Source organism: Gulosibacter sp. 10 (assembly GCF_900163695.1).
GTDB lineage: Bacteria > Actinomycetota > Actinomycetes > Actinomycetales > Microbacteriaceae > Gulosibacter.
This window is the reverse complement of sequence record NZ_FUIC01000027.1, coordinates 149,945-162,252: the sequence shown is the minus strand read 5'-3', so window position 1 is coordinate 162,252 and position 12,308 is coordinate 149,945. Positions and strand designations below refer to the sequence as shown.

Genomic DNA, 12,308 nt, shown 5'->3' with positions numbered 1-12,308 from the left:
CCTACCAGGTGGCGCCGGGGTGCTTGCGGGCGAGCACCTGCATCTCCGCGAGCAGCGGGCCCAGCGCCTCGCGGTGCTCGCCGCGGCGGCCGCCGGTCGCGGCCTGCCTGACGTCGGGGACCCGCAGCCCGGCCTCCTCGATCGTCGCGGTGATGCGCTCGAGCACGGGCTCCCGCAGCTCGGAGGGGCGGGGCACCACCCCGTCGAGCCGGTCGATGAGCTCGTCGTCCTCGAAGAGCTCGTCGAGATAGGGCCAGAAGTAGTCGAGCGCCGCCTGCAGCCGGCGGTTGGCCTCCTCGGTGCCGATCCCGAGCCGCAGCGTCCACTGCTCGGCGTGGTCGGCGTGGTAGTCGAGCTCCTTGGCCGTCTTGGTGGCGATGGCGGCGAGCGTCTCGTCCGAGGATCCGCGCAGCCGGGAGTGGAGCTCGAACGCGTACTCCGCGAAGATGAGCTGCCGGGCGATGGTCTCGGCGAAGTCGTGCCCCGGGAACTGCACGAGGTGCAGGCAGCGGAACTCCTCCTCCTCACGGAAGTAGGCGAGGTCGTCCTCGCTGCGCCCCCAGGCGCTCCCGGCATAGGTCAGCAGCACCCGGGCGTGGCCGAGCAGGTCGAGGGCGATATTGCCGAGGGCGATGTCCTCCTCGAGCTCGGGCGCGCGAGAGACCCACCAGATCATGTTCTGCGCGAGCACGAGCGCGTCGTCGCCGAGCCGGAGCGCGTACTGCGCGACGTCCTCCTCGGCGATGCGGCCCGAGCCGGCGATCTCCTCGGCGCTGAGCGCGTAGCCCGCGGAGATGCGCGTGGCGGAGTCGAATCCGGAGCCGGCGGTCACAGGTGCTTCACCCCCTCCGACTTCGTGTAGTAGGTCGCGTGGCGGTACTGCTTGCCCTGCGCGGACTCGAAGAAGGCGTCCTTCTGATCGGGGTCCGAGGCCGTGATGTCCTCGCTGCGCACCACCCAGAGCGAGACGCCCTCGTTGCGGCGCGTGTAGAGATCGCGCGCGTTGCGGAGCGCCATCTGCGCGTCGGGCGCGTGCAGCGAGCCCGCGTGCACGTGGCTCAGCCCGCGCGAGGACCGGACGAAGACCTCCCAGAGCGGCCACTGGCTGCGTCGGGGGGCGGTGGATTCGGTGCTGCTCATTCGTATTCTCCCCATCGAGTGTCGAACGCGTCCGGTCGGGCTAGGCGGCGGCCTGCTCCGCGGCCGCCTCGGCCTGCTTGCGCGCGTAGGCGGCGGCCGCCTCGCGCACCCAGGCGCCGTTCTCGTGCGCCTCGCGCCGGCGCGCGAGCCGCTGCGCGTTGCAGGGGCCGTTGCCCTTGATCACGCCGAAGAACTCGTCCCAGTCGAGCTCCCCGAAGTCGTAGTGGCCGCGCTCCTCGTTCCAGCGCAGGTCCGGGTCGGGCAGGGTGAGCCCCAGCGCCTCCGCCTGCGGCACGATCATGTCGACGAACCGCTGGCGCAGCTCGTCGTTCGAGAAGCGCTTGACGTTCCAGGCCATCGACTGCTTCGAGTTCGGCGACTGGTCGTCCGGCGGGCCGAACATCTGCAGGGCCGGGCCGTAGAAGCGGTCGACGGCGTCCTGGGCCATCTGCTTCTGCTCCGCGGTGCCGTGCGAGAGGGTGTAGAGGATCTCCCAGCCCTGGCGCTGGTGGAAGGACTCCTCCTTGCAGATGCGGACCATGGCGCGCCCGTAGGGGCCGTAGGAGCAGCGGCACAGCGGCACCTGGTTGCAGATCGCCGCGCCGTCCACGAGCCAGCCGATCGCGCCCATGTCGGCCCAGGAGCGCGCCGGGTAGTTGAAGATCGAGGAGTACTTCGCCTTGCCGTCGAGGAGCTGCTGCGTCATCTCGTCGCGGGTCGTGCCGAGCGTCTCGGCCGCGGAATAGAGGTACAGCCCGTGCCCGGCCTCGTCCTGCACCTTGGCGACGAGGATGGACTTGCGCTTGAGCGAGGGCGCCCGCGTGATCCAGTTCGCCTCGGGCTGCATCCCGATGATCTCGGAGTGCGCGTGCTGGGCGACCTGCCTGGTCAGCGTCTTGCGGTAGGCCTCGGGCATCCAGTCGGCGGGCTCGATGCGGGAGTCCTCGGCGATGATCGCGTCGAACTGCGCCTGCGCGCGCTCGAGCGCGGCCTCGGAGGGCTGCTCCGCGGGGGAAATCTCGGTTACGTTGCTCGACATCTCGGGCGTCTCCTTCGCGTCGATCGTCAGTCCTGCGCCGTTGCGGTGGGCGATCGTTCCGGCCCGGCGCTCCGCGGCCGGGCATTTACAGACCGTACGTTCAGTTTATGCCGGATTCCCGCCAGGTCAAGCAGGGCGGGGCGGATTCCCACCTTGACAAGCCCCCGACCGGGCACTTTACTGTAGACCTGTTCAGGAATTCACGAAGGGGTGAAGAATGACGACGGAACCGACCCCGGTCTCCTACGGCTCCCTGGCACGGGGCCACCGCATCCTCGAGGACGACTTCGCGAGCCGGTGGATGGGGATCCGCGTGCTCGAGAGCCTGCCGGGCGAGGCGGTGCTCGAGATGGAGCTGCGGCGCGAGATGCTCAACGGCTTCGCGATCGCCCACGGCGGCATGGTCTTCGCCTTCGCCGACACGGCCTTCGCGCTCGCCTGCAACTCGCACGAGGACGACGGCACCATCACGGTCGCCTCGGGCGTCGACGTGAACTTCCTCCGCCCCGCGGTGGAGGGCCAGACCCTCACCGCGCACGCCAAGGCCGTCCACGAGGGCCGCAGCGGCGTCTACGACATCGAGGTCTTCGCCCGCGGGCCCGAGGACGAGGAGCCCGTGCGCATCATGCTCTTCCGCGGCCGCAGCCGCACCATCCCCAAGCCCCGGGCGTGACCGGCCTCCCGGATCGACGGAGATCCGGGACGCCCGCCCACCGTCAACGACGACACGGCCGACACGGGCCGAGAAGGAACCGCTGTGAACGCACTCCCATTCGACCTCGAGGGACTCGACCCCGAGGAGCAGATGAGCCGCGAGGAGCTCGAGGCGCTGCAGCTCGAGCGCCTCCGCTGGACCCTCCGGCACGCCTACGAGCACGTGCCCATGTACACCCGGAAGTTCGACGAGCACGGCGTGCACCCGGACGACCTGCGGCGCCTCGAGGACCTCGCGAAGTTCCCCTTCACGACCAAGGAGGACCTCCGGCGGAACTACCCGTTCGAGACCTTCGCGGTGCCCATGGAGCAGGTGCGCCGGGTGCACGCCTCCTCGGGCACCACGGGCCGGCCGACGGTCGTCGGCTACACCGAGCGCGATCTCGACGTGTGGGCGCAGGGCGTCGCCCGCGTGCTGCGCATCGCCGGCGCCCGCCCGGGCGATATCGTGCACAACGCGTACGGCTACGGCCTGTTCACGGGCGGCCTCGGCGCCCACACCGGCGCCGAGAAGGCCGGCCTCACCGTCGTCCCCATGTCCGGCGGGCAGACGCCGCGGCAGGTGCAGCTCATGAAGGACTTCGGCTCGCGGATCATCATGTGCACCCCGTCCTATCTGCTCACGATCCTCGACTACATGCGCGGCAACGGCATGGATCCGACCGATACCCCGATCGAGATCGCCATCCTCGGCGCGGAGCCCTGGTCCGAGGAGGTCCGGCAGGAGCTCGAGCGGGGCCTCGGCGTCAAGGCCGTGGACATCTACGGGCTCTCGGAGCTCATGGGCCCCGGGGTCGCGGGCGAGTCGGCGGAGCACCAGCAGGGCTCCACCGTGTGGGAGGATCTCTTCCTCCCCGAGATCGTCGACCCCGACCGGCTCGACCGGGTGCTGCCCGACGGCGAGGAGGGCGAGCTCGTGTTCACCTCGCTCACCCGCGAGGCGATGCCGATCATCCGCTATCGGACCAAGGACCTCTCCCGGCTGCTGCCCGGAGACGCGCGGCCCGCCATGCGCCGGATGCAGAAGGTCCGCTCGCGCACCGACGACATGATCATCCTCCGCGGCGTCAACCTCTTCCCCTCGCAGATCGAGGAGCTCGCGCTGCGGCAGGAGGCGCTCGCGCCCCAGTACCACCTCGAGCTCACCCGCCCGAAGCGGCTCGACGAGCTCACCGTCGTGATCGAGCGCCGGCCCGAGTTCGACGCCGCCGCGGGCGAGGCCTGCGGGCGGGGCCTGCAGGAGTCGATCAAGCTCACCATCGGCTCCAGCGTGCGGGTCTGCGTGGTCGAGCCCGACACGCTGCCCCGCTCCGAGGGCAAGGCCAAGCGAGTGCACGACTATCGCGACCGCGATGTCAGCGAGTATCCTCGGCACGAGCGATCGCACTGAGACGGTGCGGCGCGGGCACGGGTGGCGGCGTTCTTCGCCGCCACCCGTTCTCGGATCCCGGCGCATCCGCGGGATCGCATCGCGCGAGCAGAGAGAGCCATGACCTCGAACGAGACCATCACCAAGACGCCGAAGCGGGGACGACCGGGCAACGACCGGCGGGACGTCATCACGGCGGCCGTCGAGCTGTTCAACCAGCACGGATACGAGGCCACCACCGTCGGCATGATCGCGGAGCGGCTCGGGGTCTCGAAATCCGCGATCTACCACCACGTCGCGAGCAAGGAGGACCTCCTCGCGAGCGCGCTGGACCGCGCGCTCTCCTCCCTCGAGACCGTCCTCGCGGGGCAGCCCGCCGCCGAGCCGATCACCGCCCGGCTCGAGTTCGTGCTGCGCGGCACGGTGCACGCGCTCGTGCGGGAGCTCGAATCGGTGACGCTGCTGCTGCGGCTGCGCGGCAACACCGAGCTCGAGCGCGAGGCCCTGGCCCGGCGCCGCCGCTTCGACCGCGCCGTCGCGGACCTCGTCCGCGACGCCGACGAGGCCGGCGAGCTCAGGGCCGAGATCGACCCGAAGACCGCCACGCGGCTCGTGTTCGGCATGGTGAACTCGATCACCGAGTGGTACCGGCCCGGCGGATCCCTCGACGCAGATGCGCTCGGCGACCTCGTGGTCGGCCTCGTCTTCGACGGGCTCCGGCCCCGCTGACCGGCGGCCGCCCCGCCGGTCGCCTACTCGCCGCCCCCGAGGGACTGCTCCTCGCGCTTGCCGACCAGCGTCAGCACGTCGTAGGTCGCGACCATCTCGTCGTGCTGGTTGTAGAGCACCGCGTCCCACACCACCTCGCCGTAGTCGTCCGTCTCGCGCGGCGTGATGCGCTTGGCGGTGAGCTCGACCCGGAGGGAGTCGTCCACCGCGACGGGGGTCAGGAACCGGAGGTGCTCGAGGCCGTAGTTCGCGAGCACCGCGCTGCGCCCGGGCGCGACGAACTCGCCCGCCGCCCAGCTCACCAGCAGGTAGCCGTGGGCGACGATCCCCGGGAAGAAGGGGTTCGCCTCGGCCGCGGCCGGCTCGGTGTGCGCGTAGAACACGTCGCCGGTCGTCCGGGCGAACTCCGCGATATCCTCCGCGCGGACGCGGCGGAGCGGCGAGACGAACGCGTCGCCGATGCGGAGCGCGTCGAGCGCCTTGCGGAAGGGGTGCGCCGCGCCGCCCTCCCCCTCGGGGGCGCCGCCGAACTCGGGGGCGCCGACGCGCCGCTGCGCCGCGCCGCGGTGCCACACCCCGGTGACCGCCGTGAGCAGGTCCGGGGTGCCCTGCACCGCCGTGCGCTGCATGCAGTGGAGGATGCCCCGCACGCCGCCGAGCTCCTCGCCGCCGCCCGCCCGGCCGGGACCGCCGTGCACGAGGTGCGGCATGGGCGAGCCGTGCCCGGTCGAGGTCCGCGCGTTCTCGCGGTTGAGCAGGTGGATGCGTCCGTGGTGCCCCGCGATGGCGCGGCCGATCGTGCCGGCGACCTCCATGTCGAAGGTGCACACGGTCGCGACGAGCGAGCCGGCGCCGAGGGCCGCGAGCTCGGCCGCCTCCTGCGGCGTGTCGTAGCCGAGCACCGAGGTCACGGGGCCGAAGGCCTCGGTCGCGTGCAGCGCCTCCGCGCGGTTGTCGTCCCACCGCAGCACGACGGGCTCGATGAACGCCCCCGCAGTCGCGTCCGGCCAGTCGGTGCTGCCGTACGCGACCCGCCCGCCCGCCTCGACGAGGGAGTCGACCGCGGCGCGCACGTCCGCGAGCTGGTCGAAGGAGGCGAGGGCGCCCATCGTGATGCCCTCCGCCCGCGGGTCGCCCACCCGGACCTTCTCGCGCAGCCGCGCGGAGACGGCCTCGATCACGGGCTCGACGAGGGCGTGCGGCACGATCACCCTCCGGATCGCCGTGCATTTCTGCCCGGCCTTCACCTGCATCTCGGTGACCACGGCGCGCACGAACGCCGCGAACTCCGGGGCCTCCGTCGTGACGTCCGGCCCCAGGATCGCCGCGTTGAGCGAGTCGGCCTCCGCGGTGAACCGCACCCCGCCCTCCTGGACGTTCGGGTGCCGGCGCAGCGCGTCGGCGGTGCGCTTCGAGCCCGTGAACGCCACCATATCGCGATAGTCGAGGTGGTCGAGCAGGTCGCGCGCGGAGCCGGCGATGAGCTGCAGCGCGCCGTCCGGGAGGATGCCCGACTCGACGATGAGCCGCACGCAGGCCGCGGTGATGTTGCTCGTGGGGGTGGCCGGCTTGACGATGCTCGGCACCCCGGCGATGAAGGCGGGCGCGAACTTCTCGAGCATCCCCCACACCGGGAAGTTGAAGGCGTTGATCTCGACCGCGATGCCGGGGATGCGCGTGTAGATGTGCTCGCCCGAGAAGGAGCCGTCCTTCGAGAGCGGCTCGAGGGCGCCGTCGATCACGACGTTCGAGTTCGGCAGCTCGCGACGGGCCTTCGAGCTCATCGTGAAGAGCACGCCGATGCCGCCGTCGACGTCGAAGAAGCAGTCCCCCTTCGTCGCGCCGTTGCGCTGCGAGAGCTCGTAGAGCTCGGCCTTGCGCTCGTTCAGGTGCAGCGCGAGCTCCTTGAGCCTGAGCGCGCGCTGGTGGATCGTGAGCTCGCCCAGCCGTTCGCGCCCCGCCCCGCGCGCGTGGTCCACCGCCGCGGCGATCGGGAGGCCCTCGCTCGGGACCAGGGCGATCTCCTCGCCGGTGGAGGTGTCGCGGATCGGCGTGGCCCAGGCCCCGGGGGCGGGCGTCCACCAGTCGCCGCGCACGAAGCTCGGCACGAAATCGGCTGCGGTCGTCGTCTCGGTCATCCTCGTCCGTCCTCCTCGTCGCGCCTCGTCGCGCGATCGGTCCCTCGCCTCGACGGCCGGCATCTTTACCAACCGTTCGTTCAGTAATGCATCTCCAGCGTACGCGAGAACCCCGCCCCGGGCGAGCGCCGCGCTACGCCCAGTCGTAGAAGCCGCGCCCGGACTTCTTCCCGAGCTCCCCTCGGGCGACCTTCTCCCGCAGGATCCGCGGCGGCTCGAACCGGTCCCCGAGCTGCGCCGCGAGGTACTCGGCGATGCCGAGCCGGACGTCGAGCCCGACGATATCGGTCGTCCGGAGCGGCCCGGAGGGGTGCCGGTAGCCGAGCTCCATCGCGGCGTCGATGTCCTCCGGGCTCGCCACGCCCTCCTCGACCATCCGCATCGCCTCGAGCGCGAGCGCGACGCCGAGCCGCGAGGACGCGAATCCCGGCGCGTCCCGGACCACGACGGGCGTCTTCCCGAGCCGCCGCACCCACTCGGGCGCGGACTCGGCGAGCGCCCGCGAGGTGCCCGGCGCGATGACGACCTCGACGAGCGCCGAGACCGGCACCGGGTTGAAGAAGTGCAGGCCCAGGAAGTCGGCCGGCCGGGAGAGCGCCGCCGAGAGCTCGCCGAGCGAGATCGACGAGGTGTTCGAGGCGAGCACCGTGCCCGCGGCCGTGCTCGCCTCGGCCCGGCGCAGCGCATCCGCCTTCACCCGGAAGTCCTCGAAAACCGCCTCGACGACGAGCTGCGCCGAGGCGAGCGCCTCGTAGCCCGCGGCCGTCTCGAGCCGGCCGAGCGCCTCGGCCTCGTCCACGCCCTCGGCCCCGCGCTCGACGGATCGCCGGACCGAGCCGGCGATCCTGTCCCGCGCGGCCGCCGCGGCCGCCTCGTCGCGCTCGATCACCGCGACCTCCGAGCCCGCCAGCAGGAACGCGTGCGCGATCCCCCCGCCCATCCGGCCGCCGCCGATGACGCCGACTCGCCCGGGGAATCCGATTTCCTCGATCATGCTCCGCTCCCGTCCTCGTGCTCCTGCGCCCGCTCCGCCCGGCGCCGCCGCCGGGACTCGCGGGCGTCGAGGAACTCCTGCATCCGCTCGAACTTCGCCTCGGATTCGAAGAGCATGCCCTGCGCGAGCGAGTCGATGAGGGGATGCACCTCCCGCGGCGTGTGGAAGACCGACTTCGTGATCCGCACCGCGAGCGGGTCCTGCTCCGCGATGCGGTCCGCCAGGGCGTTCGCGGCGTCGAGCAGCGCCTCGGCCTCGTGCACCTCCCCGATCAGCCGGCAGGCGAGCGCCTCCTCCGCGTCGAGCTGCCGGCCGGCGAGCAGGATCTCCTTCGCCAGCGGCTCGCCGACGAGCTCGCGCAGCCGCCAGGTCGCCCCCGCCGCGGCCATGATCCCGAGGCCGGTCTCCGGGTTGCCGATGCGCACGTCCGGGGTGGCGATGCGGAAGTCCGCGGCGTAGGCGAGCTCCGCGCCGCCGCCGAGCGCGTACCGCTCGATCGCCGCGATGACCGGCATGGGGAGCCTCGCGATGCGCTCGAAGATCGTCGCGTTGATGCCCGCCAGCGCGTCCTCGCGCCGCCGCTCGCGCAGCTGCGCGATATCCGCGCCCGACGCGAACAGCCCGTTCGCCCCCGCGATGATGAGGATCCTCGGCGCGCGCTCGAGCTCCGCGCAGACGGCGTGCAGCTCCTCGACCATCCGCAGGTCGATCGCGTTGCGGGTCGCGGCGTGGTCGAGCAGCACCGTGGCCCGGTCCGGGCCGTACTCGACCCGCAGCCGCTCGAACCCGCTCGGGACGCCCTCGCCGCCGCTCATGCCGCGCGCTCCAGCAGCAGCGCGGACCCCTGCCCCACCCCGACGCACATCGTGGCGAGCCCGCGCGCCGCGCCCTCCTGCTCCAGCCGGTTGAGGAGGGTGACGACGATCCGCGCCCCCGAGGAGCCCAGCGGATGCCCGAGCGCGATCGCCCCGCCGTTCGCGTTGACCACCGCCTCGTCGAGCGCCAGCTCGCGGATGGTCGCGAGCGACTGGGTCGCGAACGCCTCGTTGAGCTCGACGGCGCCCAGATCGCCGATGCCCCAGCCCGCCCGGGCGAGCGCCTTGCGGGTGGCCGGCACGGGCCCAATGCCCATGATCTCGGGGGCCACGCCCGCCGAGGCGCCGCCGACGATCCGGGCGCGCGGCGCGAGCCCGTGCCGCTCGACGGCGGCGTCCGAGGCGATCACGAGCGCCGAGGCGCCGTCGTTGAGCGAGGAGGAGTTGCCCGCCGTGACCACCCCGCCCGGCTTCACGACCGGGCGCAGCCGGGCCAGCACCTCGAGCGTGGTGCCCTCCCGGGGCCCCTCGTCCCGGTCGACCACCGTCACCGCGCCCTTCCGCCCGGCCGCCTCGACCGGCACGATCTCCCGGTCGAACCGGCCCGCGGCGATCGCCGCGAAGGCCCGCTCGTGGGAGCGCACCGCGAAAGCGTCGGCATCCTCGCGGCCGATCCCGAACCGCTCCGCGACCTCCTCCGCCGTCTCCGGCATCGAGAACGTCGCCCTGCCCTCGCGCGAGAGCGGCCCCTCCTCGAATCTCGGGTTCGGGAAGCGCCAGCCGATCGAGGTGTCGTGCACCTCGCCCGGCTTCGCCCAGGGCGCGCCGGGCTTCGCCATGACCCACGGCGCGCGCGTCATCGACTCCACGCCGCCGACCACCACGAGATCGGCGTCTCCGGCGCGGATCATCTGCGAGGCGGCGGTGATCGCGGTCATGCCGGATGCGCACAGCCGGTTGACCGTGAATCCGGGCACCGAGTCCGGCAGCCCCGCGAGCAGCCAGGCCATGCGGGCGACGTTCCGGTTCTCCTCGCCGGCGCCGTTGGCGTTGCCGAGGATCACCTCGTCGACGGCCTCGGGGTCGATGCCCGCGCGGCGCACCGCCTCGCCGATCACCACGGCCGCGAGGTCGTCCGGCCGCACTCCGGAGAGCGCGCCCCCGTATCGTCCGACGGCGGTGCGGACGCCGTCGATGATGAACGCTTCGGGCATGGGAGAACTCCTTCGTCTTCGAACCTCGAGCCCTACATTACTGTACGCACGGTCAGGAAAGTAGGCCCCGGGCGCGCCCTCAGCGACGACGGGCGCGAGGCGCCGCGGTGCGCCCGTGCAGCAGCAGGTAGACGGCCGCGACGAGCGCCGACCAGGCCGCGAGCAGCCAGAACAGGTCCCGATAGGCCAGGCCGAGGCCGATCACGGCGCCGAGCACGACCGGCCCCGCGCCCGTGCCCAGGTCGAGGCCGATGTAGAAGGTCGAGATCGCCATCGACGTGCGGGCCGCGGGAGTCCGCCGCACCGCGATCGCCTGCCACAGCGGGACGAGGGAGCCGTAGCCGAACGCGAGCAGCACCGCGCTCGCGAAGAACCCCGCGGGGCCGAGCTTGAGCGCGAAGAGGACGAGCGCGAGCACGTGCGCGAGCAGCGCGGGCAGGATCACGGCGTTGTCGCTCAGCCGGTCGAGCAGCCGGCCCGCGATCGGCCGCGCCACCGCGAGGCCGGCGGCGTAGACGAGGAAGAAGGCGCTCGCGAACGGCAGCAGGCCGGCCTCCTCGGCGTAGCCGTTCATGAAGGTGAGGATGCCCGACCAGGGCAGCACCACGAGCAGCGCGAGGCAGCCCATCGCCAGGGCCCGGGGCTCGAGGATGCGGTCGAGGCGCCAGCTGCGCAGCGCCGCCCGGTCGCCCGCCGACAGCGCGATCTCCTCGATCGGCAGCAGCAGGGCGAGGAGCGCCGCGACGCAGCACAGGCCTGCGCCGACGCCGAAGAGGATCCGGTAGTCGCCGTAGGACATCAGCCACAGGCCCAGCGCCGGGCCGATCGCCTGCGAGATCGTCACGGAGAGCGTGAACCACCCCACGCCCTCGCCCCGGCGCGAGACGGGGATCATCGACATCGAGACCGTGCTCGCCACGTTGGACACGGCGCCGAACGCTGCGCCCTGGACCGCTCGGACGAGGACGAGGAGCGGGAAGGCGCTCGCGAGGAAGTAGCCGAAGGAGCCGAGCAGCATGATCGCGGCCGCGATGACGAGCATCCGCCGCCTGCCGACGAGGTCGGTGAACTTGCCCACGAACACCCGGGCCAGCAGCGCGCCGAGCACGAACGTGCCCGCCGCCAGGCCCGCCTGCGTCTCCCCCGCGCCGAAGGCCGACACCGCGTACCCCGTCATCGAGGACATGAGGAAGAGGAAGTTCAGCATGGTGACGCCGTTGAGCACCATCACGCCCGCGAAGGGCGGGGTCCACAGCCGATCCGGGCGCGCCGTTCCCCGCGCGCCCGGGCTATTCATGCCCGTAGCCCTCGTCGAGCGCCCGCTGCCAGCCCTGCGCGTACCGGGGCATGATCACCGCGAAGGAGAAGAGGATGCCCACCGCGAAGGTCCAGGCGAGCATGAGGAAGAGGTCCGCCATCATGATCATCGGGAGGAAGCCGATCGCGAAGCCGCCGCACATCGAGGCGATCGACTCGGCGAGCGCGAGCTTGACCACCTCCTGCCTGCGGTACATGCGCTGGCCGTCCGCGAGGTTCCGCAGCACCAGGTAGCCGAGCCCGTAGCCGCCCGACACCACCGCCGACAGGGCGAGCCAGCTCAGCAGCAGCGGACCGAACCCCCGGGCCTCGAGGGAGGCGGCCCCGGATTCCGTGGTGTAGACGATGAGGAAGAACGAGACGACCCACGCCGTGAAGGTGAGCGCGATGATCGAGACCGTGGTCCGCGCGAGCGGGCTGCGGATGTACCACGCGGCGACCCGCGGGCCCGGCGCTGCTTGTGAAGACCTGGACATCGCCCCCAAGTGTAGGCCACCCCGGCCGCGCTGCCGCGCCGGCCGGGGTGGCTCGTCCGCCTGGGCGGCGGGACTACTCGCCGAAGCCGGACTCCACGAGCGCGACGAGGCCGTCGACGGCATCCTGCGCCTGCGCGCCCGAGGCCGCGATCTCGAGCTCGGTGCCCTTCTTGGCCCCCATGGCCATGATGCCGAGCAGGCTCTTGGCGTCGACGCCGTTCACCTTCACGTCCGCGTCGTAGGAGCTCGCGGCCTTCACGAACTCCGAGGCGGGGCGGGCGTGCAGCCCGGTCTCGTTGGTCAGGGTGACGGTCTTGCTGATTACATCGGCCATGGTGATTCCTTCGCCTGGTGGGTCGGTTG

The 12,308-nt window shown here is 72.3% G+C and carries 13 protein-coding genes; 3 read left to right on the top strand and 10 right to left on the bottom strand.

Going from position 1 to position 12,308, the window contains the following annotated elements; genetic code table 11:
* Position 1 precedes the first annotated feature (1 nt).
* From paaC to paaA, 3 genes are read right to left on the bottom strand one after another with little or no spacing between them, the layout of a single operon-like run.
* On the bottom strand, positions 2 to 832 hold the full coding sequence (gene paaC / locus FM112_RS11000) for a 1,2-phenylacetyl-CoA epoxidase subunit PaaC (RefSeq protein WP_087007445.1): 831 nt from the start codon (positions 830 to 832) through the stop codon (positions 2 to 4).
* Positions 829 to 1,140: a 1,2-phenylacetyl-CoA epoxidase subunit PaaB gene (gene paaB / locus FM112_RS10995; RefSeq protein WP_140400658.1), complete on the bottom strand. Its 312-nt coding sequence runs from the start codon at positions 1,138 to 1,140 to the stop codon at positions 829 to 831. The genes paaC and paaB overlap by 4 nt, the downstream gene beginning before the upstream one ends.
* A 40-nt stretch (positions 1,141 to 1,180) precedes the next feature.
* Positions 1,181 to 2,179, bottom strand: a complete 999-nt coding sequence (gene paaA / locus FM112_RS10990; protein WP_087007441.1) for a 1,2-phenylacetyl-CoA epoxidase subunit PaaA — start codon at positions 2,177 to 2,179, stop codon at positions 1,181 to 1,183.
* Between the two features lie 217 nt (positions 2,180 to 2,396).
* On the opposite strand from paaA, the gene FM112_RS10985 reads away from it, so the two are divergent.
* The 3 genes from FM112_RS10985 (at position 2,397) to FM112_RS10975 (ending at position 4,991) form a co-directional block, all read left to right on the top strand.
* Positions 2,397 to 2,852: a hotdog fold thioesterase gene (locus tag FM112_RS10985; protein WP_087007440.1), complete on the top strand. Its 456-nt coding sequence runs from the start codon at positions 2,397 to 2,399 to the stop codon at positions 2,850 to 2,852.
* Between the two features lie 132 nt (positions 2,853 to 2,984).
* Positions 2,985 to 4,283: an AMP-binding protein gene (locus FM112_RS10980; protein WP_087007512.1), complete on the top strand. Its 1,299-nt coding sequence runs from the start codon at positions 2,985 to 2,987 to the stop codon at positions 4,281 to 4,283.
* A gap of 99 nt (positions 4,284 to 4,382) precedes the next feature.
* Complete coding sequence (locus tag FM112_RS10975; protein ID WP_087007438.1) at positions 4,383 to 4,991, top strand: TetR/AcrR family transcriptional regulator; 609 nt, start codon at positions 4,383 to 4,385, stop codon at positions 4,989 to 4,991.
* A 23-nt stretch (positions 4,992 to 5,014) separates the two neighbouring features.
* Here the strand turns inward: FM112_RS10975 and paaZ are convergent, their stop codons facing one another.
* From paaZ to FM112_RS10940, 7 genes are all read right to left on the bottom strand, one after another.
* Positions 5,015 to 7,129 (bottom strand): phenylacetic acid degradation bifunctional protein PaaZ, encoded by a 2,115-nt coding sequence (gene paaZ / locus FM112_RS10970; protein WP_087007436.1) that lies wholly within the window; start codon positions 7,127 to 7,129, stop codon positions 5,015 to 5,017.
* Positions 7,130 to 7,262: 133 nt separating this feature from the next.
* The gene (locus tag FM112_RS10965; protein WP_087007435.1) at positions 7,263 to 8,123 is read right to left on the bottom strand and encodes a 3-hydroxyacyl-CoA dehydrogenase family protein; all 861 of its coding nucleotides are present in this window, start codon (positions 8,121 to 8,123) and stop codon (positions 7,263 to 7,265) included.
* Positions 8,120 to 8,938, bottom strand: coding sequence for an enoyl-CoA hydratase/isomerase family protein (locus FM112_RS10960; RefSeq protein WP_087007433.1), 819 nt, complete (start codon positions 8,936 to 8,938; stop codon positions 8,120 to 8,122). Before FM112_RS10960 ends, FM112_RS10965 begins: the two co-directional genes overlap by 4 nt.
* Positions 8,935 to 10,152, bottom strand: a complete 1,218-nt coding sequence (locus tag FM112_RS10955) for an acetyl-CoA C-acyltransferase (RefSeq protein ID WP_087007431.1) — start codon at positions 10,150 to 10,152, stop codon at positions 8,935 to 8,937. Before FM112_RS10955 ends, FM112_RS10960 begins: the two co-directional genes overlap by 4 nt.
* Positions 10,153 to 10,231: 79 nt before the next feature.
* Positions 10,232 to 11,449 (bottom strand): MFS transporter, encoded by a 1,218-nt coding sequence (locus tag FM112_RS10950; protein ID WP_087007429.1) that lies wholly within the window; start codon positions 11,447 to 11,449, stop codon positions 10,232 to 10,234.
* On the bottom strand, positions 11,442 to 11,945 hold the full coding sequence (locus FM112_RS10945; RefSeq protein ID WP_087007427.1) for a hypothetical protein: 504 nt from the start codon (positions 11,943 to 11,945) through the stop codon (positions 11,442 to 11,444). Before FM112_RS10945 ends, FM112_RS10950 begins: the two co-directional genes overlap by 8 nt.
* Positions 11,946 to 12,018: 73 nt before the next feature.
* Positions 12,019 to 12,279 carry an HPr family phosphocarrier protein gene (locus FM112_RS10940; protein ID WP_087007425.1) on the bottom strand — a complete coding sequence of 87 codons (261 nt, stop codon included), beginning with the start codon at positions 12,277 to 12,279 and terminating at the stop codon, positions 12,019 to 12,021.
* Positions 12,280 to 12,308 lie beyond the last annotated feature (29 nt).

Bases quoted from the DNA above. Each gene is read 5' to 3' on its own strand.
- FM112_RS10945 (WP_087007427.1), bottom strand. From the start codon at position 11,945: ATGTCCAGGTCTTCACAAGCAGCGCCGGGCCCGCGGGTCGCCGCGTGG.
- FM112_RS10985 (WP_087007440.1), top strand. From the start codon at position 2,397: ATGACGACGGAACCGACCCCGGTCTCCTACGGCTCCCTGGCACGGGGC.
- paaZ (WP_087007436.1), bottom strand. From the start codon at position 7,129: ATGACCGAGACGACGACCGCAGCCGATTTCGTGCCGAGCTTCGTGCGC.
- FM112_RS10975 (WP_087007438.1), top strand. From the start codon at position 4,383: ATGACCTCGAACGAGACCATCACCAAGACGCCGAAGCGGGGACGACCG.
- FM112_RS10955 (WP_087007431.1), bottom strand. From the start codon at position 10,152: ATGCCCGAAGCGTTCATCATCGACGGCGTCCGCACCGCCGTCGGACGA.
- FM112_RS10980 (WP_087007512.1), top strand. From the start codon at position 2,985: ATGAGCCGCGAGGAGCTCGAGGCGCTGCAGCTCGAGCGCCTCCGCTGG.
- FM112_RS10965 (WP_087007435.1), bottom strand. From the start codon at position 8,123: ATGATCGAGGAAATCGGATTCCCCGGGCGAGTCGGCGTCATCGGCGGC.
- FM112_RS10960 (WP_087007433.1), bottom strand. From the start codon at position 8,938: ATGAGCGGCGGCGAGGGCGTCCCGAGCGGGTTCGAGCGGCTGCGGGTC.
- FM112_RS10950 (WP_087007429.1), bottom strand. From the start codon at position 11,449: ATGAATAGCCCGGGCGCGCGGGGAACGGCGCGCCCGGATCGGCTGTGG.
- FM112_RS10940 (WP_087007425.1), bottom strand. From the start codon at position 12,279: ATGGCCGATGTAATCAGCAAGACCGTCACCCTGACCAACGAGACCGGG.
- paaA (WP_087007441.1), bottom strand. From the start codon at position 2,179: ATGTCGAGCAACGTAACCGAGATTTCCCCCGCGGAGCAGCCCTCCGAG.
- paaB (WP_140400658.1), bottom strand. From the start codon at position 1,140: ATGAGCAGCACCGAATCCACCGCCCCCCGACGCAGCCAGTGGCCGCTC.